Source organism: Bradyrhizobium centrolobii (assembly GCF_001641635.1).
Taxonomy (GTDB): Bacteria; Pseudomonadota; Alphaproteobacteria; order Rhizobiales; family Xanthobacteraceae; genus Bradyrhizobium; species Bradyrhizobium centrolobii.
The window spans coordinates 1-23617 of record NZ_LUUB01000083.1; the positions used below are offsets into that span (position 1 = coordinate 1).

Consider the following 23617-nt stretch of genomic DNA (forward strand, 5'->3'; position numbering starts at 1 on the left):
TGACCCTGACCCGACATCGCCCTTTTGTTCCCTATCGTGCCGCGACGACGTCGAGTAGACTATCGCGAGCTGCCCTGAAGCGGGACGTGCCGAAATGCTCGCTGGGGGATTGGGCAGTGATCATCGTGAAAGCAATCGCACTCTGAAAAATGGAGCAAAAATCGTAAGGAGGATCCCCATGAAAAAGCTTCTGACTTTGGCAGCCTTGATCGCGCTTGCGGGTTCGGCACTGGCGCAAGATGCCGTGACCCTCGTCAAACCAGATGCGCTGACGTGGAAGGACAATCCGAACATTCCGAAGGGTGGCCAAGTCGCGCTCCTGGTAGGCGATCCAACGAAAGCTGGCAGCGTGGTGGTCCAGCGCGTCAAGTTTCCGCCCAACTATAAGGTTCCGCCGCACACTCATCCCTATGCCGAGACCGTCACCGTGATCAGCGGTAGCGTCGGCTGGGGCATGGGCGAAAAGTTTGACCCTACGAAAGGCGAGGTGGTCAGGGCGGGTGCCTTGCAGGCGCTGCCGGCGAAGCACGCTCATTATGTTTGGACGGGGAACGAGGAGGCGATCCTCCAAATTCAGTTCATCGGCCCAGGAGGCATCGACTACATCGACCCGGCTGATGATCCCCGCAAGAAGACGCAGTGAAGCATACCAACTCCAATTTGCAAGCCGGTGGTATTCATCACTCATCGTGTCTGGAAGCGAGCCTCCTTGGCACCACCTGCATGAGACCGCCTCTAGACCGGCCCCGCTGCGGCCGAGGCCAAGCGGGGGGCTTTAGATATTGAGCGAAAGTCTTGCCGCTGCGTTTGCCTAAGCGGTATGTCGGGTCCTGGCCCTGAGCTGACCTTGGTTGAAGGCGCTGCGATGGACCGCTGTTAGGGTGGGAGCAGACTAAGGGTGGGGCCAATCCGACCTCGGCTCGTGACCCGAGCCGACGTCGAGCATCGAAAAGCCCATCGGAAACTCGTCAGCCAATCTCCCGCCGAACCTTGGCAGCCGCGTCGCACATTGCCTTCAATTTCCCGAATGCGATTGCGCGCGGCATGTATTTCATGCCGCAATCGGGCGCCGGAACCAGACGATCCGCTGATACATATTTCAGGCCGTTGCGAATGCGGTCGGCCACGGTGTCGACGCTCTCGATCTCGGGATCGCCAAGGTCGAGCACGCCGAGCATGATTTTCTTCGACGAGAGGTCCTTCAGGACACCAAGGTCGAGCTTTGGCTGCGCGGCCTCGATCGAGATCTGATCGGCAGTGGTGTCGTCGAGCTCGGCGAGGAAGGAATAGCTGGCCGGCTTGGTCGAACCCGGCACGACCGCCGCATAGCCGAAACAGAGATGCACGACGGTCGGCACCGTGATGCCTTTCAGCGCGCGGTTGATCGCCTTGACGGCATAGCGCTTCGCGAGATCCGGATTGTTGCGCACCCAGGGTTCGTCGAGCTGGATCGCGTCGGCACCCGCCTTTTGCAGATCGAGCGCCTCGGCATTGACGGCCTCGGCAAAGGCCATCGCGAGCTCTTCGTCGTCCTTGTAGAACTCGTTCTTGGCCTGCTGGCTCATGGTGAACGGGCCTGGAAGGGTGATCTTCGCGGCACGATCGGTGTTCTTGCGCAGGAACTGCATGTCGTGCAGCTCCACGGGTCCCTTGCGCTTCACCGGCCCGACGACACGCGGCACCGGGGTCTGCGTGTTGCCGGTGCGCGCCACGATCATCGCGGGATTGTCCCCGTCGATGCCGTCGAGCGCCGTGGCGAAGCGATTGGAGTAGCTCTCGCGGCGGATTTCGCCATCGGTCACGATATCGATACCGGCGCGCTCCATGTCGCGGATCGCGACGATGGTCGCGTCGTCCTGCGCCTCCTCCAGATGCTCCGCCGGCAACCGCCACATGTCGTGCAGGCGGTTGCGCGGCACCACCTTCGACAGCATGGCGCGATTGACGAGCCATTCCGGCTGCGGATAGCTGCCGACCACCGTGGTCGGGAGGATATGGGTTGGCATTGGCATGGGGCTATCCTTCTTATTGTTGTTGATCGCGGCTGTCAGGCCGCGCGCGTCGCCGTGGCGGGCATCTCGTCCTTGACGGGATTGCGCAGAATGCCGATGCCGGAAATCTCGATCTCCACGACGTCGCCGCCCTTCATCCACAGCGGCGGATTGCGATAGGCGCCGACGCCGCCGGTCGTGCCGGTAACGATCACATCGCCGGGGGCAAGCTCAGTGAAGGTCGAACAGTAGGCAATCAGGGCCGGTACGTCGAAGACGAGATCGGAGATTGGCGCCTTCTGCACCTCGACACCGTTGAGCCGGGTGATGAGCGTCTGCTTGCTGATGTCGGTCAACTCGTCGGTCGTGACCATCCAGGGCCCGAAGCCGCCAGTTCCGGCGAAGTTCTTGCCCGGCGCGAATTGCGAGGTGTGGCGCTGCCAGTCGCGGATACTGCCGTCATTGTAGCAGGCGTAGCCGGCGACATGCCTGAACGCAGCGTCACGTGAAATGCGGCGGCCGCCCTTGCCGATGACGACGGCCATCTCGCCCTCATAATCAAAGCGTTCCGACTCCAGCGGCCGGATCATCGGCTGGCCACTGCCGACCTGGCTGTTGGCGAAGCGGGTGAAGATCATCGGATGCGCCGGCGTTGGATGGCCGCTCTCGGCCAGGTGCGTGGCGTAGTTGACGCCGATGCAGAATATCTTGTCGGGATCGGGCACCGTCGGGAGCAGCGTGACATCCTGCAGCGCGTAGTCAGGCTGGTCGGCAAGCTTCTTCAATTCGTCGAGCGATCCCTTCGCAAGTAGGGTCTTCAGCGTTGGAAATGCCTTGAGGCGCTTACCGGCATCGACGACGCCCCTGTCGGTGACGATGCCATAGCTCGCCGTGCCGGCGATGGTGAAACTCGCGACTCTCATTGCTCGATGCTCTCTTCGATGGAGGAAACATAATCGTTGATCGGAAGCGCGATCTCGCCGCTGCGGATCGGAACGCATTGTGGCGGGAAATCCTGACGGAAGCGAGCGCCGTTCGCCTCGACGCGGTCGAGGAAGCGCTCCAGGTGATCCATCGCACCGGTCGGAAGATCGTGCAGCACCATGAGCGTCCAGGGCTGCCGGCTACATTGGTCCAGCGCGCGCTCGGTCCAGCCGTCGGGGTCGTCCCAATCGCGCGGGATCGCATTCCAGAGCACGCAACTGTGCTTGTTGCGGGTGAGATGGTCGATGACGGATAGCTTCAACAGCCGCGTATCCAGATTGCCACCGCCGCCGAACGGCCGGAACCAGCGCTGCGGATGCGCAAGATCGCCGATCGCGGACTGCGTGCGGCCGATTTCATTCTCTGCCGTTCCACGACCCGGCTGCTCGCCGAGCGGAATGGTATGCGTGAAGGTGTGATTGCCGATCCAGTGCCCCTCCCCGTGCGCGCGCACCGCAAGGTCGCGCCGCTCGGGGTCGGCAAGTTTCTCGCCGATGACGAAGAAGGTGGTCTTGACCCCGCGCTCGCCGAGGATGTCGAGCACGCGCGGCGTCACGTCGGGATCGGGGCCGTTGTCGAATGTCAGGGTCAGGTCGTACACGCCAATACCTCAGGTCGCCGGCTGCATCGCGCCTGACGTGATTTCATCGTTGGCCTGGGCGGCGCGCGTGCCGGTCTGCCAGATCGCCGCCTTGCGCTCGATCCACCGGATCGCGGCGTTGAAGGCGATCGCAAGGAACAGCACGAGGAGCACGCCCGCGAACACGTGCGGGCTGTCGAGGATCGTACGATAACGCGAGATCAGATAGCCGATGCCAGCCGAGGAGATCAGCATCTCCGAGACGACGACGCCGACAATCACCAGCGCGCCGCCGACACGCAGCCCCGACAGCACCGTCGGTATCGCCGCGGGAATGATGACGCGGACCAGTCGCTGACTCAGCGTGGCGCCCATGCTGCGCGCCGCGAGCAGGAGCTGCGGGTCGATGGTCTGGATGCCGGCGGCGGTGGCGAGCATCGTCGGAAGGAAGCCGTAAATCGAGGCGAAGGCGATTTTGGATTCGGAGCCGATGCCGAGCCACACCGTGAAGACGGGATAGAGGATCACGAGCGGCACTGCATAGAGGCTCGACACCATCGGCATGATCAGGATGCGCGGGCGCGGCAGGCTGCCGACGATGGCGCCGAGCAGGATGCCGCCGCCGCAGGCGAACGCCATGGAGAACACAACTTCGTAGAGCGTCACCGCCAGCGCATGACCGTATTCGGCCGCCTCCGTCCATCCGGCCATCAGCGTCGCCGACAGGGACGGCAGGAACAACTCGGGAATGAGACCGGTGCGCGGCAGCAGCTCCCACAACGCAATCAGGCCGATCACGATCAGATATCGCAGCTTTTTGGCGCTCATGTCCGCCTCACGCCGACTTTCGGATATGCCGCCAGATCCGGTCGCGCAGCGCGCCGAAGGCGTCTCCGCTCAGCATCTCGTAGGTGCGGGGCCGCGGCAATTGGACCTGGAGATGATCGACGATCCGGCCGGGCCGCGCCGACATCACGATCACCTCGTCGGCAAGATAGACGGCTTCGGTAAGGCTGTGCGTGACGAACACAACCGTCTTGCCGGTGGCAGCCCAGATGCGCAGGAGCTCGTCACCCATGGTCATACGCGTCTGCTCGTCGAGCGCGGCGAACGGTTCGTCCATCAACAGCACCGGCGGGTCCTGCACCAGCCCGCGCGCAATCGAGACACGCTGCTTCATGCCGCCGGAAAGTTCATGCGGATGGCGTTTGCCGAAGCCTTCAAGCCCTACCAGTTTCAGCGCGTCCTGTGCCTTGGCCCGGCGCTCGGCCTTGGGTACGCCGCGCAGCGCCAGCGGAAACTCGACATTGTCCTCGGCCGTCAGCCACGGAAACAGGCTGGCCTCCTGGAACACGACACCGACCCTGTCAGGGTCGGGCTGCGGGATCGGCGCCCCGCTGATGGTGATCGTGCCCGAAGTCTGCTGGCGCAGCCCTGCCATCATCATCAGAAGGGTCGACTTGCCGCAGCCGCTCGGCCCGACCAACACGACGAAGCGACCGGGCTTGATCTCCAGCGAGACATCATCGAGTGCAACCACGTCCTGGGACTTCGTCCTGAAGACCTGGCCGACATTTTTGACCTCGATCGCGCCGGCGCGCGCCGGAGGCTTCAACGGTGTCACGTTCGCCAATGGCTGCATCGCGTTTCCACCCATCTGACAAGTTCGTTGAAGGTCATGGCGATCGCGGCGACCATCACGACGCCGGCGAGGAGCTGCTTCATCTGGAAATTCTCGCCCCAGGTCGCGATCTGATGGCCGATGCCGTCGCGCGAGGCGTACATCTCGGCGAGGATCACGCCGGTGAGGTTGAAGATCATGGAGATGCGCAAGGCTTCGAGCAGCACCGGCAGCATGCTCGGCAGATAGACTCGGAACGCGGTCTGCATCGGCGTGGCACCATAGGAGCGCGCCACCGTCAGATGCTCGACCTTGACCGACTCCACCGCCGTCGTGGTCGACATGATCACGATGAAGATCGTCGAGAAGAAGCCGAAGCCGACCTTCTCGGCAAATCCCACGCCGAACACCAGGATGAACATCGGCAGAAAGATCGACTTCGGGATGCTGAAGGCGAAAAACAGCAGCGGCTTGGCCACTTCGCCGAAGTAGCGGTTCTCCGCGACCAGGAAGCCGATCACTGCGCCTAAGGGCACGGCAAGCGCGAACGCGGCCAGCACTTCGGTCGCAGTCACTATCAAATCCTTCCGCACGGCCACGCGCTGCAGGAGATCACCGAGCGTCGCGAAGGTATCGGACGCCGACGGCAGCAGGCGCGGATTGACCATGCCGGTGCGGGACAGCACCTCCCATAGTATCAGGACCGCGATTATGATCGCGATCCTGGCAAGGTTGATGGCCAACGTGTTCTGCATCGTTACGGCTTGGTCGGAACCGGCTTGAACTTGGTCGAAATCACGTCCTCGACCGACACGATGTCCTTCAGCCCGCCGAGCTTGGCGAGGTCGAGCGAGAGCTGCACGGCCGGGTTCACGTCAGGCGCACCCATGTTGCCGTCGGTTTCGAGCTTCATGATCGTATTGTCGTATTCCAGGCCGGCGATCTCCGTCGGCATTTCGTAGAGCTCGGCGATCAGCTTGACAGTGACATCGCGGTTGGCGCGCATGAACGCGACCGCGCCGTAAAGGGCGTTCACGGCCTTCTGAACCAGCTGAGGCTTTGACTCCGCGAGCTTGTCGAGCACGATCCAGCCTGCGGTGAGGTTCGGCGGAACCGCGGTCGCGTAATCGAGGATGGTGCGGGCCTCGCCAGATTTCGAGATCTGGAAGCTGAGCGGTGAATAGACCACGGCAGCTTCGACGTTGCCAGCCAGAAGGTTCGGCACCAGGCCTCCGCCACCGACGGGGACGCGCGTGAAGTCGATCTTCTTGTCCTGAATGGTCCAGAGCGCGAGCAGGTCGGAGCCGGACCCGGCCGCGGTGATCGCAACCTTCTTGCCGTTGAGGTCCTTGACGTCGAGCGTCGATTTGGTCGGCACCATCAATTGCCAGCCGAAATTGCCCATCGCGGCATTGGCCACGATCCGCGACATCACGCCCTTCTTGCGTCCGGCAGAGACCAGCGACGGCGGATCGAGAATGATGTCGGCCGCACCCGCAGCCATACCTTCGAACGTCTCCGCACCACTGCGGTAGATGGTCAGCTCGGCCTGGATACCTTCCTTCTCGAACAGCTTCTGCCGCACGGCCGTCTCCGCGATCGTCGTCGGCCAATAGGTTTTCGTGGGCAGGCCAACGCGAATGGTCTCGGCAGCGCTTGCGGGCCCAGCAAGAACTGCTGCTGCGACGAGCGACATGAACGCGTGACGGCGATTGATTTTCATTCTTGGTTTCCTCCCGGTCTCTGTTTTTTGTTTGCCGGATTTTTCCGGATCGTCAGGTCGCGCCGCTCACCTCCGCAATTCGAGAGGCGGCGAGCTCGACGAACTCTTTGGTGATGCCGAAGTGTTTTGACAACGCGCGAACTGCCGCATCCGCATCGCGTTTGATCACGGCGGCGACGATTGCCTTGTGTTCAGCCTCAACGTCGCGCGGCTTGCCGCCAACTTCCCTGCGGATCGAGAGGCGGCGATATCGCTCGCTTTGCTCATGCAGCACGTCACGGAATCCGAGCAGCCATGGCGAACCACAAGCATTGACTAGTGCACGATGGAAAATGCGATGACGGATCACCCATTCCTCGTAGTGCACGGTCGGATCGTCGGGATAGCGATAGGGAACAGCCTTCAGATCCGCCCAGGCCGATTTCACCGACGCGAGCCAGGCATCGTCCCCCCGCTCGATCGAGCGACGGAGTGCAAGCCCCTCGATGTCGATCCGCGTCTGCGTCACGTCGGCAAGATCGGCGAGCGACACCGGGCTCACCCGGAAGCCACGCTGGTCGGAAGCCTGCACGAGTCCGTCGGCGACCAAACGCGAGAGCGCCTCGCGGACAGCGGCAAGGCTCACGGAAAACTGCTTGGCGAGACCCGCGATATGGAGCTTCTGACCCGGAAGCAGCCGCGTCGCCAGAATGTCGGCGCGCAGGCGTTCGTGCAGCGCCGAGGTCAGGCTGCGGGGACCATCCCCGGGGCTTCCGGACACATGGAATTGAAGCGGACCCATCGTCGGATGATTGCAAGGCAGCGCGCCGGGGTCAATAGAAAATCGAAAATCGATTTTCTGCCCGGTCGAACGTCCTAGGACTGAACGGCTACGGAAGGCGCCACATCGAGCCGAACCGCAACGTCATTTAGATCCGGGCTTGGCGACGGGTAGAGCTTCATGACCAGCGGATCATGGCCGGGAACGATGTGGTCCGCGTCCGGAGCCGCGGCTCGCAGCTTATCGAAGCCCACCAGCATGTCCCCGACGTGAAACGCCGTCGTAAAAGGGCGCTCGCTGGTCATGTTCTCGTAGAAATGACTGACGTCGGAGGCGAGCACGACAAAGCCGCGGCGCGTGTTGACACGGACGAACTGAAGACCGGCCGAATGCCCGCCCGCTGCATGGACCGTCAGTCCGGGCGCAATCTCGGCGTCGCCATCGTAGAAGAGTACCCGGCGCGCGTAGTTGAGCCGCACGATCCCGCAGACGTCCTCGACCTCGAATGAATGCGACAGCCTCGGATATTGCATGTAGCGTCCGGTGGCGTACGCGAGTTCGCGTTCCTGAAGGTGAAATCGGGCATTTGGAAACCGGTCGAAATTGCCGGCGTGGTCGTAGTGCAAATGCGTGAGGATCACATCCTTGACGTCGGCTACGTCGATATCGAACGCACGAAGCGTCTCCACCGGGCAGCGCAGGAACGTCCGCCTGCGCTGCTTTGCGATCTCCGCGTTGAAACCGGTGTCGATGACGAAGGTGCGGCCGCCTCCCCTCGCCAACCACACGAAATAGTCCATCGGCATCGGCCCGTCATGCGGATCACCGCCGATGAAGTGCTCGCTCCGTTGCGCATCGCGCGTTGCGTAACGGATGGCAAAGAGCTCGTATTCCGGGTCGGTCATGAGGCCTCCGTTCGAACGGACGCGTCTTCAGGAACTCGTGTCGACTTCGTTGAAGGCCTCACGCGCATTGCGGAACGCGTCGATGCCGGCAGGAACGCCGCAGTAAACCGCGACCTGGAGCAGTATCTCCTTGATCTCCTCCTTCGTAAGTCCGTTCTTCAGGGCGCCCTTGACGTGCAACTTCAGCTCGTGCGGCCGGTTCAGAGCGCCGAGCATCGCCAGATTGACGATCGAGCGCGTACGCCGGTCGACGCCGGGCCGTGTCCACAACGCACCCCAGCAAAACTCGGTCGACCACTCCGCCATCGTGCGCGTGAACTCGTCGGCGCCGGCGATCGACTTGTTGACGTAATCCTCGCCGAGCACTTCCTTGCGGACCTTGAGGCCCTTTTCGAACAGTTCGGTCTTGCTCATGATCGTCCTTTCAGGTCTTGAGAGCATGTCTAGAGGCGATTGAAAGCGGTATGGTCCGATGCCAGCGGCGGTCGCAGCGATTGCAGCAAGTCGGAAACGTCACCGACCGTGTCGAGCCGCCAGACCGCCTCGATAACCCGGCCTGCGTCCCAGTCGCTCCCGCCCACCCGCACGCTATCGTGCAGCTTCTCCTCGATGTCGCGATCTCCGAGCGGAGCAGCGAGACTGCCCCGCGGCGAGGTGACGGCCTCGGTGAGGACCTCACCGGAGGACAGGCGCAAAGAGACGCGCGCGGCACCGTCGGGCATCGTCCCGTCGAGTTCCGCCCTCACCTTCTGCCGCAACTGCGCGATATCGGGCCGGACCACGGTCTCGTGCGCGAATTCGGCAACGCCGGCTGCGCCGAGCAATAATCCGCAGGCCACACAGTGATGGATGCTGACGCGCGCATCGCGCTCGTTGTTGACGGCCCGGTCGCCCCGCGCGAGGAGCAACGCCGAGCCCTGCACGGTGACAGACACGATCCGGTCGACCCGTCGGCTAATCCGTTCACGCAAGAGGAGGCAGGCATCGATCACCGAATGAAAAACAATACCGGCAGGGTACGGCTTGTAGGTATTCTTCGCGATCTCCCAGGTCTTGCCGAGACCGTCCAGCAGGCGGACGAGATCGGGCTCCTCCCCCATGGTGCGCGCCCAGCCGAGTGGGCCTTCGATGGCGCGGGGCGCAGCCTCATAGCCCTGCTGCGCAAGCAATGCGGCGAACAAACCGTTACGCGCCGCGTTGCCCACGCTGACATTCTTGGCGGCGCTCGGCAGGTTCTCGACGTTGCCTGCCGACTGACCCGCCGCAATCCCGATCGCGTTCGCAATCCCTTCCGCCGGCAGTCCCAATAATTTGGCGCAGGCCGCCGCCGCGCCAAAAATCCCGCAGGTCGAGGTGATGTGCCAGCCGCGCGCGTAATGACGCGGCGAGACCGCATTGCCGATCCGGCACTCGATATCCACGCCGAGAACAAACGCCGTCAACGCGTCGCGCCCCGACAGCTTGTTCGTCTCTGCGAGCGCCAGCACAGGAGCAGCGACCGGCGCGGCCGGATGAATGATCGTTTCGGGATGCGTGTCGTCAAAGTCGAGCAAGTTCGCCGAGACGGCATTGAGAAACGAGGCGCATAGCGCATCGAGCGGCTCTGAATGGCCGATAACGGTTGCAGTCGCGGCACCGCTGAACGGCGACAGCGTCCGCAACGCAGCAGTGACCACCGGATCGCGCGCGGAGCCCAGTGCCGTCGCGAAAAAATTAAGGATCGATCGCCGTGCCTCGTGGCTCTGCGCCTCCACGTCCGCCCAAGACGAGGCGGCGACGAAGTCGGCAAGCGTTCGGCTTACACTTGAAATTTCATCTTGCGGCACGCGGGGCGTCGTCCTCGTTTTCCCGAACCTTATGCCGATCCGCGGCAAACTGTCGACCCAAATGTTATGCTTGACAGCTTGTCTGACAATCATAACAATCCCCGCCGCCGCGACGACGGCGATCGACGAAACCGATCGGCAAAAGAATGATCGACAAAAAGGCGCACCCTCCTCGGGGGTCGCGCGAGAGGGAGTGAACGATGGCGGGAGAGACGCTCGGCGTGATCGGTACGGGCCGCATGGGCGGCCCCATGGCAGGGCGATTGATGGACGCGGGCTATTCGCTCGTCGTCTATGACACGCAAACCGAGGCGACCCAGCCACTCGTCAAGCGCGGCGCACAATTGTGTAAGTCGCCGGCGGATGTCGCCTCCCGCGCCGATATCGTTCTCGCCAGCCTGCCGACGCCCGATATCGTAAAGGCTGTCACGCTCGGACAAGACGGCATCAGCAGCGGCAACCGCTCGAAGATCGTGATCGATCTGTCGACCTCGGGCCCCGGCGCGGCGAAACTCGTGGCGGAAGGCCTGAAAGCCAAAGGAATGACGCTGGTCGATGCGCCCGTAAGCGGCGGCATCAAGGGTGCCGTCAACGGCACGCTGGCCGTGATGGTGTCGTGCCCGCAAACGACATATGAGACCGTCCAGCCGATCCTGAAGAATTTCGGCAAGCTGTTCTACACCGGCGACAAGCCCGGCGTGGCGCAGACGGCCAAACTCGCCAACAACCTTATGGCGGCCGCGGCGCTGGTGATCACGTCGGAGGCGGTCGCGATGGGCGTCAAGGGCGGCGTCAACGCGAAGATTTTGATCGACATCATCAACGCCAGCAGCGGGCGCAACAGCGCTTCCGAAGACAAATTCCCTCGCTCGGTGCTGCCCGGCACCTTCGATTTCGGCTTCACGACAGGCCTTTCCTACAAGGATGTCCGCCTGTGCGTCGACGAGGCCGAGGCCATGGGCGTGCCGATGGTCTGCGGCGCGGTGGTGCGACAGATGCTCGCAATCACCAACGCCAAGTACGGCGCATCATCTGATTTCACCTCGATCGCCAAGGTGCTCGAGGAGTGGGCAGGGGTCGAGATGCGCGGTTGACTGCGCGAGCCTTCAGGGAGAGCGATTGCGATGACGATCGGCCCGACCGGATCCGGCAAGGTATCGCTCGCGCGCCAGATGGCGCGGAGCGCGCTTGCCCTCGATCTCGGGGATTTCGGGCCCGAGGTTGTCGCCAAGGCAAAAATCTGTCTGCTCGATTTTCTGTCCTGCGCTTTCGAGGCCGGCAGTCATCCGTGGAGCCGTCAGGCCGTTGCGATCGCGCAGGGCGGTGGCAACGCGTCGATCATCGGGACTTCGCATCTCTCCTCACCGGCCGACGCCGCCTTCGTCAATGCCGTGATGGGACATGGTCTCGTGCGGGAAGACATGCATGCAGCCAGCATCGCACACCATGGCGTTGTGATCTGGCCGACCCTGCTCGCGCTGTCGGAACAGGCGCCATTGCACGGGACCAGGCTGCTGGCCGCCGCCATCATCGGGTATGAGACCGGCGCCCGGATCGGCCGCGCGCTCCTGACCTCCGACCTCGCGCGCCTCTACCGTCCGACCGGACTGGTGGCGCCGCCGGGCGCGGCGCTCGCAGGAAGCTATGCGCTCGGCCTCTCCGAGAACGCCGCCACCAGCGCCATCGCGATCGCAGCCAATACCTCCAGCGGACTGAACGAATGGCCGCATGCCGGCGGCTCGGACATGTACTTTCATCCGGGTTTTGCGGCCGGCAACGCGATCAAGGCGATCGGCCTTGCCGCGGCCGGCGCCTTCGGTTCGGAGACGATCCTGGAGGGTGAAGCTGGCCTGTTTGCCGCCTACCGGCGCCAGGCCGCACCCGACAGCATTGCGCTCTTCCCGAATGGCGAGAGCGAGATTATGGCCGTCTACAACAAGCCGGTCCCGGCCTGCAATTTCGCGCAGACCGCAGCGCAGGCCGCGCTTCGCGTCTCGCACGAGCTCGCAGACACTGACGAGATCAATCGTGTCGTCATTCGCGCCCCCGTTGCCGCCGTTCGCTATCCCGGTTGCGACTCCACGGGACCGTATCGCAACGCGCTCCAGGCCAAGATGAGCATTCCATTCAGCGTCGCCGCGACACTGGCGCGAGGCGAGATCGAGGAAGCGAACTACGCCGAGCTCGATGATGCCGCCATCCTGCGTTTGGTTGCGGTCACCGATCTCAATGCAGATGACAGCTTCACTGCCGCCTTTCCCGGCAAGCAGGGCGCGGATGTGACCGTGCACCTGCGCGACGGCCGGATGATCCGGCACGCCCTACCCGATGTCATCGCCGCAACGCCGGCAGACATCCGCGCGCGTTTTCGAGCAGCCGCCGGCCGCGTGATCGGCGAAGCCCGGGCGCAGCAGCTCGAGCAACTCATCGACGGTTGCGAACAGCTCGGCGATGCCGGTGTTATCGCAGCACAGTGCCGCTTGGACACGACGGAACGAGCTATGCGAACGGCGTCATAAGAAACGCCAAATAGTACGGGGAAAACATGGCGAACCGGGAGACCAGCCTAGCAGCGCCACCGGCGCACGATCGCCGGCAGGCCGGCGTGAGCGCCGCACGGGGGCGGGGCTGATGGAAGGATTTCTACAAGCACTTGCCGCGGGCCTCCTGATCGGCGCCGTCTATGGCCTGATGTGCGTCGGGCTCGGCCTGATCTTCGGCGTCATGCGGGTCATCAACTTCGCCCACGGCGATTTCATGATGCTCGGCATGTATGTCGCCTTCTATCTCTTCACTGCCGTCGGCATCCAGGCGCTGTTTGGCAATACAGTGGGGCCGTTCGTCGCCATCCTTCTGGCCGGTCCTGCACTCGCCGTGTTCGGCTATTTCGTCCATCTCGCCCTGATCTCGCACGTTTCGGGCACGCGCACCGCCTCGCTCGAAGGCGAAGGCCACTATGCCCAGCTCATTCTCACGCTCGGCATCGCGCTGATCCTGCAGAACGGCGGCCTCATCATCTTCGGATCGGTGCTGGCCTCGATCCGCACGCCATTGTCGAGTTCGGCCTGGGAGCTCGGTCCGTTCTTCGACATGAGCATCTTCCTCAACAAGGCCCGCAGCATCGACGCTATCGTTTCGCTGGCAATCATGACGCTGCTCTCGCTTCTGATCACGCGCACGCGGATCGGCAAGTCGCTCCGGGCCGCCGCGGACAATCCCACCGCCGCGACCTATATGGGCATCGACGTCGACCGCGCGCACCGCACCGCATTCGCGCTCGGCTGCGGCATTACCGCGGTTGCCGGCGGCCTGCTCGCCACCAACTATCCGTTCCATCCCTTCGTCGGGCTCGAATATGTGATCGTCATGTATGCCGGCGTCGTGCTCGGCGGCATGGGCAGCATCATCGGTGCTTTCTGGGGCGGCATGACGATCGGCCTCGTGCAGCAGATGTCGACGCTGATCCTGCCGACGCAGTTGCAGAACGCCGCGATCTTCGCGGTCTTCCTCCTCATCATCTTCTTCCGCCCGCAAGGCTTCTTCGGGCGCATGGTGGAGAGGACGTGACCATGCTCCGGATGCGCTCGCTGCTTCGTCCGCTGCTCTTCACCATCGCCTATGCCGCGATCTCGCTCGGTGTCACCAACTCCTACTACCAGCTCATCCTGACGCTGGTGCCGGTTTGGGCGGTGTTCGGCCTGTCATGGAATCTGCTCAGCGGCTACACCGGGCTGATCTCATTCGGTCACGCGGCCTTTTTCGGGATCGGCGCCTATACGACCGCGCTCGGACAGATCTATTTCGACCTCTCGCCCTGGCTGCTAATTCCGGTCGCGGCGATGCTCGGCGGCATTGCCGGACTCCTGATCGGATTTCCGACCTTCCGCCTCCAGGGTCACTACTTCGCCCTGGCGATGCTCGCCTATCCGCTCGCCATTCTCTACGTATTCGAATGGCTCGGCTTCCAGGAGGTGACGCTTCCTATCAAGCGCGATGCGCCGATCGCCTACATGCAGTTCGCCGATCCCCACCTCTACACGCTGCTGGCGCTGGTGATCATGTTCGCCATCATCGTGGTGACGCAGGTGATCGAGCGATCGCGCTTCGGCATGGCGCTGCTTGCGATCAAGCAAAATGAGGCCGCAGCCGAAGCCGCTGGTATCAACACGCTGGCCTGGAAGCTGCGCGCGATCACGCTGAGCGGCGCAATCGCCGCCGCCATCGGCGCGTTCTATGCACAGGTGTTACTGGTCGTGACCCCGCAATCGGTATTCGGCATGCTGGTGTCGGCGCAGGCGCTCACGGTTGCGATGTTCGGCGGCGTCGGCACGGTATGGGGCCCAGTCATCGGCTCGGTGATCCTGATCCCGCTCGCCGAGATCCTGCATGCCGAAGCCGGCGCGCGCTTCCCCGGCATCCAGGGCGTGATCTTCGGCTTCGCCATCGTCTGCGTCATCCTGATTGCGCCGGAGGGACTGTTCTGGAAGCTCCGGGATCTCCTGCGCAAGCGGCTCGCGACGAAGGCGGATGACATCGACGTCCCGGAAGTATCGGCCGTCAACACAAAGGTGCTCAAGCCGACGTCACGGCAGCGCGCCGCAACCGGCGAGGTCGTGCTCGAGGTCCGCAAACTCTCGCGCTCCTTCGGCGGCCTCAGGGCCGTGCAGGATGTAAGCTTCAAGCTTCACAAGAACGAGATCCTCGGCATCATCGGGCCCAACGGCGCGGGCAAGACGACGCTGTTCAATCTCCTCAACGGCTTCCTGAAGCCCAGCCAAGGCGAGGTTCTGATCGACGGCCGCAACATGTCCTGCGAACGGCCGCACACGATCTGCGAGGCAGGCATCGGCCGCACCTTCCAGGTCATGCGGCCATTCCTGCGCATGTCGATCCTCGACAACGTCGTGGTTGGAGCCTATGTGCGGGCGCGGTCCGACGAGGAGGCACGCAAGCTGGCCGCCGATGCGGTCACCCGCGTCGGGCTCTCTGCCGTAGCTGATCGCGTCGCGGGCGAACTCTCGACCAAAGAACTGCGGCTGATGGAGCTTGCCCGCGCGCTCGCCGGCCAGCCGCGCATCCTGCTGCTCGACGAGACGCTCGCGGGCCTCGGCCACGGCGAGGCGGACGAAGTCGTTGCCGTGATCCAGCAGCTTGCGCGCGACGGCATGACCATCGCCATTATCGAGCACACCATGCAGGCGATGGTCCGGCTGGTCGACAGCTTCCTCGTGCTCGACCACGGCGCCGTCATCACCGAGGGCGAGCCGGAGGTAGTGACGCGCGACAGCCGTGTGATCGAGGCCTATCTCGGCAAGAAATGGGTGGGCCATGCTGCGAATTGAGGGATTGAGCGCGGGCTATTCGGCCAAGCCCGTCCTGAACGGCGTCTCGATCAATGTCGAGGCCGGCGAGTTCGTCGCGATCGTGGGCCCCAACGGCGCCGGCAAGACCACCCTGTTCAAGACCATCTCGGGCATTGTGAAGCCGAGCGGCGGCGGAATCTCGTTTGACGGTGTCGATCTCCTCGCGGTGCCGCCGCCGCAGCGCGCCCATCTCGGGATCGCCCACGTCCCCGAGGGCCGCCAGGTCTTCCCATCGCTGACTGTGATGGAGAACCTGGAAATGGGCGCGATGACCGAAAGCGGCCGGCGCGACTGGCAGGCCAACATCGAGCGCATCTTCGAGTGGCTGCCGGTGCTGAAGGAACGCCGCAATCAGTTTGCCGGCACGATGTCCGGTGGCCAGCAGCAGATGCTAGCGATCGGCCGCGGGCTCGCCTCCTCGCCAAAGCTCCTGATGCTGGATGAGCCCTCGATGGGGCTAGCGCCGTCGACCGCGGACTTCATCTTCGAGCGGCTGATCGAGATCCGCCGTCAGTCGGGGCTGACAATGCTGCTTGTCGAGCAACGCGTGGCGGAAGCGCTGGAATCAGCCGACCACGGCTACGTCCTCGAAGCCGGACATGTCGTGCTCGAAGGCAACAACGATACGCTGCGCGCCGACGACCGCGTGCGCAAGGCCTATCTCGGCATGTAACGGACAAAGAACAAAGAGCAGGGAGAGAAGAACAAGATGAACAAGGCATCCGGAGGATTGACGCGCCGGACTGTGCTGTCGGGCGCTGCCGCGCTCGGCCTGTCGCAGGTGGCACGCGCGCAGGCGCCCGCCGAAATCAAGGTCGGGCTGATCGTACCGCTATCAGGCATTTATACCCGTCCGGGCCAGGTGATGAAGATGGGCGCCGAGATGGGCATCGACCACATCAACGCGCAGGGCGGCATCAAGGCACTCGGCGGCGCCAAGCTGAAGTTGGTCGTGATCGACTGCGGCGACACCACCGAGAAGGCCAAGAACGCGGCGCAGCGCATGGTGGCGCAGGAGCCCGATCTCGTCGCCGCCACCGGTGCTTATCTCTCCTCCTTCACGCTTGCTGTGACCGAGGTGACCGAGCGCGCCGAACTACCGGTGCTGACGCTGTCCTATTCGGACCTGCTGACCGACCGCGGCTTCAAATACATCTTTCAGACCGCCGCGACCGCGAGCCGTCAGTCCGAGCTCGGATTGCCGACGCTGATGAAGCTGGCCGAGAATGCTTCAGGCAAGAAGCCAAGGACCGTGGCGATGCTGATGGACAACACCGCGACGTCGGTCGCGACCGCCAAGGCGCTGAAGGAAAAGCTATTCGCGCAGGATGGCCTCCAGCTCGTCGTCGAGGAAGTCTGGACCCCACCGCTGTCGGATGCCACCCCTCTGATCCAGAAGGTTCGCTCCGCAAAGCCCGATTTGCTGCTGTTCATGCCAAACGCGGTATCCGACGCCAAGCTCGGGCTCGAGAAGATCAGCGAGTTCGGCCTCGGCCAAGGCAAGATCCCGACCGTCTCCTTCAGCATCACCATAGCTGAGCCGGACATGCTCCAGAGCGTGAGCCCGGAGACCGTGCAAGGCATCATGACCATCGTCGCCAACTGGGGCTCGAAGGGGCACGAGAGCCTGATCGCCGAGCTCAAGTCCAAGTACAAGGAGCCCTGGATGACGCAGAACGTCATCTCGACCTACGGCGACATGTGGCTGATGAAGGAGGCGCTGGAGAAGGCCGGCAAGGCAGACCGCAACGCGGTCGCGCAGGCTTTCCGCACCATGGATGCCGGACCCTCGAACTACTATCCGGGCGGCCAGCTCAAATTCGACGAGAAAGGCCGTCGCGTCGGCGCCGGCGTCGTCATCGTGCAGTGGCAATCGGGCGTGCCTGTCACCGTTTATCCGCCCGAACTCGCGCAGGCGCAGCCGTTCTGGCCGAAGAAGTCCTAATAGCGTCGCGCAATTTTTCAGGGAGGAGAATTGTTATGGCTGCGACGAACAAAACCACGATTACCCGGCGCACGCTCCTTGCCGGCGCGTCCGGCACGCTGATTGCGTCCCGCGTCTGGGCGCAACAGCAACCTGCGGAGGTCAAGGTCGGCCTGCTGGTGCCGATCTCCGGGCTCTATGCCCGCCCTGGAACGGTGATGCGCGAGGGCGCCGAGATGGCAGTCGACCACATCAACGCGCAAGGCGGTGTCAAAGCGCTCGGGGGCGCCAAACTGAAGTTGGTGGTGCTCGATTCCGGCGACACTACGGAAAAGGCCAAGAATGCTGCCCAGCGCATGGTCGCACAGGAGAGCGATCTGGTCGCGGCAAGTGGTGCCTATCTGTCCTCGTTCACGCTCGCGGTGACGGAGGTCACCGAGCGCGCCAACCTCCCCGTCCTCACCCTCTCCTACTCCGATCTGATCACGGATCGCGGCTTCAAGTACGTGTTCCAGACCTCGGCAACGGCAGGCTCACAGGCGCGGCAGGCCCTGCCGCAGATCATCAAGCTGGCGGAGACGGCATCCGGCAAACGGCCGAAGACGGTCGCGATCCTCACCGACAATACGGCCGCGTCCATCGCCTCCGCGAAATCGATGCGCGAAGGCCTGTTGGCGGAGAACCAGTTGCAGCTGATCGTCGACGAGACGTTCACGCCGCCGCTGGCGGACGCGACATCGCTGGTGCAGAAAATCCGCTCGGCGAAGCCCGATCTGCTCTTCTTCCTGCCAACGGTGATCTCGGACGCAAAGCTGCTGCTCGAGAAGATGAACGAGTTCGGCCTCGGCCAAGGCAAAGTGCCGACAATCTCGTTCGGCATCGCGATCGCCGAGCCCGACATGCTGCAGACCGTGAGCCCCGAGCTACTGCAGGGCGTCCTGACCTGTGTCGCGAGCTGGGGTGCCAAGGGCCACGAGGCGCTGATCGCTGAGTTGAAAACACGCTACAAGGAGCCGTGGATGACGCAGAACGCGATCTCCACCTATGGCGACATGTGGGTAATCAAGGACGCGCTGGAGAAGGCCGGCAAGGCCGACCGCGTCGCCGTGGGTGAGGCGCTGCGCACCATGGATGCGGGTCCCTCAAAATATTATCCGCTGGGCGAGATCAGGTTCGACGAGAAGGGCCGCCGTGTCGGCGCCGGCATGACCATCGTGCAGTGGCAGTCCGGCGTGCCGGTGACCGTGTTCCCGCCCGAGCTCGCGCTGGCGCAGCCATTCTGGCCGAAGAACTGACACCGCCCGAAAGAGAAACGGAGAGCAAGATGGACAAAGCGACTTACGACCGCGGTCTCGAAATCCGCAAGAGCGTGCTCGGCAACGAGTTCGTCGACAAGGCGATCGCATCCGCGGACGAGTTCAACCGCCCGATGCAGGACCTGACCACCGAATATTGCTGGGGCTACGTCTGGGGGCGCGAGGGTCTGACGCGAAAGACCCGCAGCTTCCTCAATCTGGCGATGCTTTGTGCGCTCAATCGGCCGCACGAACTGAAGACCCATGTCCGCGGCGCGCTCGCCAACGGCGCAAGCCGCGAGGAAATCCGCGAGGTCTTCATGCAGGTCGCGATCTATTGCGGCGTGCCGGCCGGCGTGGACGCATTCCGAAACGCGAAGGAGGTCTTCGCGGAGCTCGACAAGAAATAGCGGAGCGACACTGCGATGAAGGGTAAATGGGCGCTCGTGACCGGTGCGACGGCAGGCCTCGGATTGGCTGTGGCGGAAGGCCTGGCCGGTGCGGGCGCCAACATTGTCCTCCACGATCTCGTTGCGCCGAAGCAGGCAGCGGATGACCTTCGTACCCGCTTCGACGTCAAGGTCATCGCGGCCGGCGTCGATCTGTCCCAGCGCCACGCCATCGAGGCCATGATGGCCGACTTGCTGGACCGCTGCGGCGTTGTCGATATCCTCATCAACAACGCCGTGGTCAGGCATTTCGCCGCGGTCGAGCAGTTTCCGCCCGACCGCTGGGAACAGGCACTGGCCGTCAACCTCTCGGCGCCGTTCCATCTGATCCGCCTGGCGCTACCGGCCATGAAGCAGCGCGGCTGGGGCCGGATCATCAACATGGGCTCGATCTACTCAACGCGAGCGGTCGAGGACCGCATCGATTACGTGACCACCAAGACGGCGATCCTGGGCATGACCCGCGCTGTCGCCATCGAGACGGCCCGCAGCGGCATCACCTGCAACACGCTCTGCCCCGGCACACTGCCGACGCCCGCGATCCTGAACAAGATCGCGACGATGGCGGCGGAGAGCGGTCGTCCCGTCGAGGACGTGACCGGCGCGTATCTCGGCGAGCGTCAGCCCACGCAGCGCTTCATCGCCATGGACGCCGTCGCGGCCATGATCGTCTTCCTTTGTGGCGCGGCCGCTAACGACATCACCGGGGCCAGCCTGCCTATCGACGGAGGCTGGTCAGTCGCATGAGCATTGGAATGGGAGTGTTGCGATGACTGAACAATCGGGCCAGACCGTCGTCCTGACGGGTGCCGCCGGCGGTATGGGGCGCGCCATCACCAAGGCGCTGCTGGAGAGCGGTCGTCGCGTCGTGCTGGTCGACCGCGACGCCAAGGCACTCCAGGAGCTGGCGGCAACGGCGGGCAACGCCGTCTTTCCGGTCCAGCTCGACGTGAGCGATCCGCATTCCGTGGATCGCCTGCCGGATGCCATTCCAGGTCACTTCAAGCCGGTCGACGTCCTCATCAACAATGCCGGGCACGATATCGGCGGGCGGACGCGCTTCGATGCCGGCTCCGCGGATGACTGGTCCAACATCATCCAGACCAACCTGATCGGCCTGATGCGCGTGACGCGTGCGATTCTCCCCGAGATGGTTCGGCGCAACGCCGGCCATGTCGTCAACATCAGCTCGATCAATGCGGTCCGGATCGTCCCGGACATGGCCGCCTACAGCACCAGCAAGGCGGGCGTGCACATGTTCACCGAGACCCTCCGCGGCGAGCTGGCGGAAACGGCGATACGGGTGACGGAACTCCAGCCCGGCCTGACCAAGACCAATATCATCCTGACCCGCTACCGCGGCGATAAGCGGAAAGAAAAGGACTATTTCGACCAGTTCAGGATGGCGCTCGAGCCGGCCGACATCGCCCGGTCGATCGTCTTCGCCCTGGATCAGCCCGCCCACGTTCAAATTGCCGAAATGATGATTCTGCCTGTAAACCGGTACTGAATCAGCCACCTAGGGCCCGGACATGGAAAGACGTAGCGAATTGCAGTCGACACTCCGCATCGAGGACGTCCCGACCGTCCGGGCGATGGTCGCGCAAAAGCTGCGCGAGGCAATCATGTCCGGAACGCTCAAGCCGGGCCAACGCCTGGTCGAGCGCGAGCTCTGCGAGATGATGGGCGTCAGCCGCCCTTCGATTCGCGAAGCACTGCGTGTGCTCGAGGCCGACGGGCTCGTCAATACGGTCCCTCATCGCGGCCCCGTAGTCAGCACAATCAGCCTGGAGGAAGCCCGACAGCTCTACGCGGCGCGTGCGGTTCTGGAGGGGTTCGCCGGCCGCGAATGCGCCAGGCTTCACGACCCGGAGGTCGCACGCCGGATTGGGGAAGCCCTGACGCGGCTGAAGGCTGCCGCAGCCAAGCAAGATCTCGTCGGATGCCTCGAAGCCAAGACCGACTTCTACGCCGCGCTGATCGGCGGCTGCCGCAATACGTTCATCGAGCGCATGCTCAAGCCGCTCCACGACCGCATCCAGCTCTTGCGGATTACCTCCATGTCGCAACCGAAGCGGATCAACAAGAGCCTGCGCGAGGTGACCGCAATCTGGCGCGCAATCCAGAACGGAGATCCGGATCTAGCCGAACGTTGCTGCGTCGATCACATCAACGCGGCTGCTGTGGCCGCTCTCGACATGATCGAGCGGTCTGCGGCCAAGGGGGCCGCGCCTTCCGACGACTAAAAAGATAACGCCAGGGAGTGTTCGATGAAGTATCTCGTACGATCGCTGATCCTGCTCTTACTGTTCTGCCCTTGCGTCGCGGCGGTCGCAGACGACTACCCCGCCCGCCCGGTTACGATGATTGTGCCCTTCTCCGCCGGCGGTCCCGGCGACGTCATCGCGCGGATCCTCGGCAACGCCATGAGCGCGACGCTGAAGCAATCCATCGTCATCGAGAATGTCGTCGGCGCCGGCGGCACGCTCGGCACCAATCGCGTCGCCAAGGCGGCGCCCGACGGCTACACCCTGCTCCTGATGCATGTCGGCCAGGCCACCGCACCCGCCCTTTACGCCAAGCTGCCGTTCGACCCCGTCGGCGACTTCGCCATGATCGGACTCGTCACAGACGTCCCGATGCTTCTCGTGGCGCGGCCGAACTTTCCGGCCAAGGACCTCAGCGAGCTCGTCGCGCACATTCGCAACGCCGGCGACAAGATCACCTTCGGCAATGTCGGTCTCGGCTCGGCCTCGCAGCTCTGCGGCCTGATGTTCATGAGCGCCACCGATACGAAGCTTACGCCGATCTACTACAAGGGAGGCGGGCCCGCGCTCAACGACGTCATCGCCGGCCACATTGACGTTTATTGCGATCCGGCGACCGGACCGACGCCCTATATCCAGTCGGGCACCATCAAAGGCTATGCCATCACCGGCAAGATGCGTGTCGCGACGCTGCCGGATGTACCGACGTCGGCCGAGGCGGGCGTTCCCGCGTTCGATGTGACGACCTGGTACGGTCTCTACGCGCCGCGCGGCACGCCGAAGCCCGCGCTCGACCACCTCGTGGGCGCGCTACAGGCAGCTCTCAAGGACCCCGCGCTGATCAGCCGCTTTGCCGAACTCAGCATGACTCCGGTCGAGACCGGGCGCGCGACGCCGGAAGCCCTCGAAGCTTTCCTGAAGGCCGAGGTCCTCAAGTGGGGACGGATTATCAAAGCAGCAGGAATCGAGCCACAGTAGATATCAGCATCGACGGACAACTAGCGCCTCACCTGCAAAAAACAGGTTGGCGAGTAGCGCGAAGCGGTCTTGCTATCGCGCCACTTCTGCTTGGCCAAGTCGTAAAAAACAACCGTTAAAATTTCGGACCACAATGGCGTCGCATTCGAGGCGAAGGATAGGATCCGCGCAAACGCGCCTGTGGGCGTGAGATCAGAGGCGCTCGCGGAAGGCAAAGGGCTGAAAATCGCAAAAGGGAGCCCACAGCCGTGAAACCATCACCTCTGCCAATTGCAGTTGTGGCTGCCGCTGCAGTCATCACCTCAGTCCATGCTGCCAAGCCGCTCCAAGTCGGCGACATCTTCACGTTGCAGGTCCAAACGCTCGCCTGCTCCGATCTGGAGAACACCAAGGAGCTGGAACGTAGGCGCGCCATGGATGGCCTCTCGGCTGCTTTGCACTTTGTCGACCGCCATCCCCTACCGGACAACCACGCCCCGGGGACCGGCATGTTCACCAACGTGTGCAGCCGCTTCGGACCAAGCGGCACGATGTACCGGGTCAAAAAGGTTTACGAGTGGACGAGCGGCGGGCTGACCCTGTTTTGTATCGATCCGGCGACAAAGTGGGATCTTGGCCCGTCAGGCGAGACGAAAGAACCGCCGGCTGAATCGGCCGACAATTGCTGGTGGGTGCGACTCGACTATTGAGCAGATGCCCATGCTCTGCGCTGGCGAGCCTGGCCTGAGGAGCCAACTCAATGGTCTCCTGCTTCGCGCGAGCCGACATCCACGTTGCGGCGCGATGATCGTGCCAGCCGTGCCTGATAGAATCTCAATCGCTCGCCGAGGCGTCGATCAGATCGCCTGTCGGGCGTTCAATCTGCTCGATCTCCCTGGCTTCCGCGCGCCGGTTCAGGTCAGGCGTCGGGGGCGCCAGTAGACGGGTTCTTCTGCCTTCACTTGAAGACAT

General features: G+C 63.5%; 25 protein-coding genes and 1 pseudogene. 14 read left to right on the forward strand and 12 right to left on the reverse strand.

Features of this window, described 5'->3' with window-relative positions; genetic code table 11:
* The first annotated feature begins 178 nt into the window (after positions 1-178).
* Positions 179-643 (forward strand): cupin domain-containing protein, encoded by a 465-nt coding sequence (locus tag AYJ54_RS31170; protein ID WP_063705167.1) that lies wholly within the window; start codon positions 179-181, stop codon positions 641-643.
* A 325-nt stretch (positions 644-968) separates the two neighbouring features.
* On the opposite strand, the gene AYJ54_RS31175 is transcribed toward AYJ54_RS31170, so the two are convergent.
* The 12 genes and pseudogenes from AYJ54_RS31175 to AYJ54_RS31225 all read right to left on the reverse strand — a co-directional run bounded on the left by AYJ54_RS31175 (position 969) and on the right by AYJ54_RS31225 (position 10438).
* On the reverse strand, positions 969-2012 hold the full coding sequence (locus AYJ54_RS31175; protein ID WP_201724282.1) for a cobalamin-independent methionine synthase II family protein: 1044 nt from the start codon (positions 2010-2012) through the stop codon (positions 969-971).
* 35 nt (positions 2013-2047) lie between these two features.
* A complete protein-coding gene (locus tag AYJ54_RS31180; protein WP_063705171.1) occupies positions 2048-2914 on the reverse strand; it encodes a fumarylacetoacetate hydrolase family protein in 867 nt (288 codons plus the stop codon).
* Positions 2911-3576: a polysaccharide deacetylase family protein gene (locus AYJ54_RS31185; protein WP_063705173.1), complete on the reverse strand. Its 666-nt coding sequence runs from the start codon at positions 3574-3576 to the stop codon at positions 2911-2913. The genes AYJ54_RS31180 and AYJ54_RS31185 overlap by 4 nt, the downstream gene beginning before the upstream one ends.
* A 9-nt stretch (positions 3577-3585) precedes the next feature.
* Positions 3586-4383 (reverse strand): ABC transporter permease, encoded by a 798-nt coding sequence (locus AYJ54_RS31190; RefSeq protein WP_063705175.1) that lies wholly within the window; start codon positions 4381-4383, stop codon positions 3586-3588.
* Between the two features lie 7 nt (positions 4384-4390).
* Positions 4391-5197 carry an ABC transporter ATP-binding protein gene (locus tag AYJ54_RS31195; protein ID WP_063705177.1) on the reverse strand — a complete coding sequence of 269 codons (807 nt, stop codon included), beginning with the start codon at positions 5195-5197 and terminating at the stop codon, positions 4391-4393.
* The gene (locus tag AYJ54_RS31200; RefSeq protein ID WP_063705179.1) at positions 5176-5931 is read right to left on the reverse strand and encodes an ABC transporter permease; all 756 of its coding nucleotides are present in this window, start codon (positions 5929-5931) and stop codon (positions 5176-5178) included. The genes AYJ54_RS31195 and AYJ54_RS31200 overlap by 22 nt, the downstream gene beginning before the upstream one ends.
* Positions 5932-5933: 2 nt before the next feature.
* Positions 5934-6899, reverse strand: a complete 966-nt coding sequence (locus tag AYJ54_RS31205; RefSeq protein ID WP_063705181.1) for an ABC transporter substrate-binding protein — start codon at positions 6897-6899, stop codon at positions 5934-5936.
* A 52-nt stretch (positions 6900-6951) separates the two neighbouring features.
* Positions 6952-7431, reverse strand: coding sequence for a GntR family transcriptional regulator (locus tag AYJ54_RS31210; RefSeq protein WP_245329170.1), 480 nt, complete (start codon positions 7429-7431; stop codon positions 6952-6954).
* Positions 7432-7449: 18 nt separating this feature from the next.
* Positions 7450-7680 (reverse strand): annotated as a pseudogene (locus AYJ54_RS52885) (GntR family transcriptional regulator); the annotation flags it as partial.
* Between the two features lie 74 nt (positions 7681-7754).
* A complete protein-coding gene (locus AYJ54_RS31215) occupies positions 7755-8564 on the reverse strand; it encodes an N-acyl homoserine lactonase family protein (RefSeq protein ID WP_063705185.1) in 810 nt (269 codons plus the stop codon).
* A 27-nt stretch (positions 8565-8591) separates the two neighbouring features.
* Entirely contained in the window at positions 8592-8978 is a 387-nt protein-coding gene (locus tag AYJ54_RS31220; protein ID WP_063705187.1) for a carboxymuconolactone decarboxylase family protein, read from the reverse strand.
* Between the two features lie 29 nt (positions 8979-9007).
* Positions 9008-10438 carry an MmgE/PrpD family protein gene (locus AYJ54_RS31225; RefSeq protein WP_245329168.1) on the reverse strand — a complete coding sequence of 477 codons (1431 nt, stop codon included), beginning with the start codon at positions 10436-10438 and terminating at the stop codon, positions 9008-9010.
* Positions 10439-10590: 152 nt separating this feature from the next.
* On the opposite strand from AYJ54_RS31225, the gene AYJ54_RS31230 reads away from it, so the two are divergent.
* From AYJ54_RS31230 to AYJ54_RS31290, 13 genes are all read left to right on the forward strand, one after another.
* Positions 10591-11484: an NAD(P)-dependent oxidoreductase gene (locus AYJ54_RS31230; protein ID WP_063705189.1), complete on the forward strand. Its 894-nt coding sequence runs from the start codon at positions 10591-10593 to the stop codon at positions 11482-11484.
* Positions 11485-11514: 30 nt separating this feature from the next.
* Entirely contained in the window at positions 11515-12909 is a 1395-nt protein-coding gene (locus AYJ54_RS31235; protein ID WP_063705191.1) for an MmgE/PrpD family protein, read from the forward strand.
* A gap of 112 nt (positions 12910-13021) precedes the next feature.
* Positions 13022-13957, forward strand: a complete 936-nt coding sequence (locus AYJ54_RS31240) for a branched-chain amino acid ABC transporter permease (RefSeq protein WP_063705192.1) — start codon at positions 13022-13024, stop codon at positions 13955-13957.
* 2 nt (positions 13958-13959) lie between these two features.
* Positions 13960-15732 carry a branched-chain amino acid ABC transporter ATP-binding protein/permease gene (locus tag AYJ54_RS31245; protein WP_201724286.1) on the forward strand — a complete coding sequence of 591 codons (1773 nt, stop codon included), beginning with the start codon at positions 13960-13962 and terminating at the stop codon, positions 15730-15732.
* Positions 15719-16426 carry an ABC transporter ATP-binding protein gene (locus AYJ54_RS31250; RefSeq protein WP_063705196.1) on the forward strand — a complete coding sequence of 236 codons (708 nt, stop codon included), beginning with the start codon at positions 15719-15721 and terminating at the stop codon, positions 16424-16426. Before AYJ54_RS31245 ends, AYJ54_RS31250 begins: the two co-directional genes overlap by 14 nt.
* A 36-nt stretch (positions 16427-16462) precedes the next feature.
* Positions 16463-17698, forward strand: a complete 1236-nt coding sequence (locus AYJ54_RS31255; protein WP_063705197.1) for an ABC transporter substrate-binding protein — start codon at positions 16463-16465, stop codon at positions 17696-17698.
* Between the two features lie 35 nt (positions 17699-17733).
* A complete protein-coding gene (locus AYJ54_RS31260; protein WP_063705199.1) occupies positions 17734-18972 on the forward strand; it encodes an ABC transporter substrate-binding protein in 1239 nt (412 codons plus the stop codon).
* A gap of 29 nt (positions 18973-19001) precedes the next feature.
* Positions 19002-19382: a carboxymuconolactone decarboxylase family protein gene (locus AYJ54_RS31265; protein WP_063705201.1), complete on the forward strand. Its 381-nt coding sequence runs from the start codon at positions 19002-19004 to the stop codon at positions 19380-19382.
* 15 nt (positions 19383-19397) lie between these two features.
* A complete protein-coding gene (locus tag AYJ54_RS31270) occupies positions 19398-20168 on the forward strand; it encodes an SDR family oxidoreductase (RefSeq protein ID WP_063705203.1) in 771 nt (256 codons plus the stop codon).
* Positions 20169-20190: 22 nt separating this feature from the next.
* The gene (locus AYJ54_RS31275) at positions 20191-20931 is read left to right on the forward strand and encodes an SDR family oxidoreductase (RefSeq protein WP_063705204.1); all 741 of its coding nucleotides are present in this window, start codon (positions 20191-20193) and stop codon (positions 20929-20931) included.
* 22 nt (positions 20932-20953) lie between these two features.
* Positions 20954-21667, forward strand: coding sequence for a GntR family transcriptional regulator (locus AYJ54_RS31280; protein WP_063705206.1), 714 nt, complete (start codon positions 20954-20956; stop codon positions 21665-21667).
* 24 nt (positions 21668-21691) lie between these two features.
* Positions 21692-22666: a tripartite tricarboxylate transporter substrate-binding protein gene (locus AYJ54_RS31285; RefSeq protein WP_063705207.1), complete on the forward strand. Its 975-nt coding sequence runs from the start codon at positions 21692-21694 to the stop codon at positions 22664-22666.
* A gap of 248 nt (positions 22667-22914) precedes the next feature.
* Positions 22915-23355, forward strand: coding sequence for a hypothetical protein (locus tag AYJ54_RS31290; protein ID WP_136624051.1), 441 nt, complete (start codon positions 22915-22917; stop codon positions 23353-23355).
* Positions 23356-23617 lie beyond the last annotated feature (262 nt).

Bases quoted from the DNA above. Each gene is read 5' to 3' on its own strand.
- AYJ54_RS31170 (WP_063705167.1), top strand. From the start codon at position 179: ATGAAAAAGCTTCTGACTTTGGCAGCCTTGATCGCGCTTGCGGGTTCG.
- AYJ54_RS31175 (WP_201724282.1), bottom strand. From the start codon at position 2,012: ATGCCAATGCCAACCCATATCCTCCCGACCACGGTGGTCGGCAGCTAT.
- AYJ54_RS31180 (WP_063705171.1), bottom strand. From the start codon at position 2,914: ATGAGAGTCGCGAGTTTCACCATCGCCGGCACGGCGAGCTATGGCATC.
- AYJ54_RS31190 (WP_063705175.1), bottom strand. From the start codon at position 4,383: ATGAGCGCCAAAAAGCTGCGATATCTGATCGTGATCGGCCTGATTGCG.
- AYJ54_RS31195 (WP_063705177.1), bottom strand. From the start codon at position 5,197: ATGCAGCCATTGGCGAACGTGACACCGTTGAAGCCTCCGGCGCGCGCC.
- AYJ54_RS31200 (WP_063705179.1), bottom strand. From the start codon at position 5,931: ATGCAGAACACGTTGGCCATCAACCTTGCCAGGATCGCGATCATAATC.
- AYJ54_RS31205 (WP_063705181.1), bottom strand. From the start codon at position 6,899: ATGAAAATCAATCGCCGTCACGCGTTCATGTCGCTCGTCGCAGCAGCA.
- AYJ54_RS31215 (WP_063705185.1), bottom strand. From the start codon at position 8,564: ATGACCGACCCGGAATACGAGCTCTTTGCCATCCGTTACGCAACGCGC.
- AYJ54_RS31220 (WP_063705187.1), bottom strand. From the start codon at position 8,978: ATGAGCAAGACCGAACTGTTCGAAAAGGGCCTCAAGGTCCGCAAGGAA.
- AYJ54_RS31230 (WP_063705189.1), top strand. From the start codon at position 10,591: ATGGCGGGAGAGACGCTCGGCGTGATCGGTACGGGCCGCATGGGCGGC.
- AYJ54_RS31235 (WP_063705191.1), top strand. From the start codon at position 11,515: ATGACGATCGGCCCGACCGGATCCGGCAAGGTATCGCTCGCGCGCCAG.
- AYJ54_RS31240 (WP_063705192.1), top strand. From the start codon at position 13,022: ATGGAAGGATTTCTACAAGCACTTGCCGCGGGCCTCCTGATCGGCGCC.
- AYJ54_RS31245 (WP_201724286.1), top strand. From the start codon at position 13,960: ATGCTCCGGATGCGCTCGCTGCTTCGTCCGCTGCTCTTCACCATCGCC.
- AYJ54_RS31250 (WP_063705196.1), top strand. From the start codon at position 15,719: ATGCTGCGAATTGAGGGATTGAGCGCGGGCTATTCGGCCAAGCCCGTC.
- AYJ54_RS31255 (WP_063705197.1), top strand. From the start codon at position 16,463: ATGAACAAGGCATCCGGAGGATTGACGCGCCGGACTGTGCTGTCGGGC.
- AYJ54_RS31260 (WP_063705199.1), top strand. From the start codon at position 17,734: ATGGCTGCGACGAACAAAACCACGATTACCCGGCGCACGCTCCTTGCC.
- AYJ54_RS31265 (WP_063705201.1), top strand. From the start codon at position 19,002: ATGGACAAAGCGACTTACGACCGCGGTCTCGAAATCCGCAAGAGCGTG.
- AYJ54_RS31270 (WP_063705203.1), top strand. From the start codon at position 19,398: ATGAAGGGTAAATGGGCGCTCGTGACCGGTGCGACGGCAGGCCTCGGA.
- AYJ54_RS31275 (WP_063705204.1), top strand. From the start codon at position 20,191: ATGACTGAACAATCGGGCCAGACCGTCGTCCTGACGGGTGCCGCCGGC.
- AYJ54_RS31280 (WP_063705206.1), top strand. From the start codon at position 20,954: ATGGAAAGACGTAGCGAATTGCAGTCGACACTCCGCATCGAGGACGTC.
- AYJ54_RS31285 (WP_063705207.1), top strand. From the start codon at position 21,692: ATGAAGTATCTCGTACGATCGCTGATCCTGCTCTTACTGTTCTGCCCT.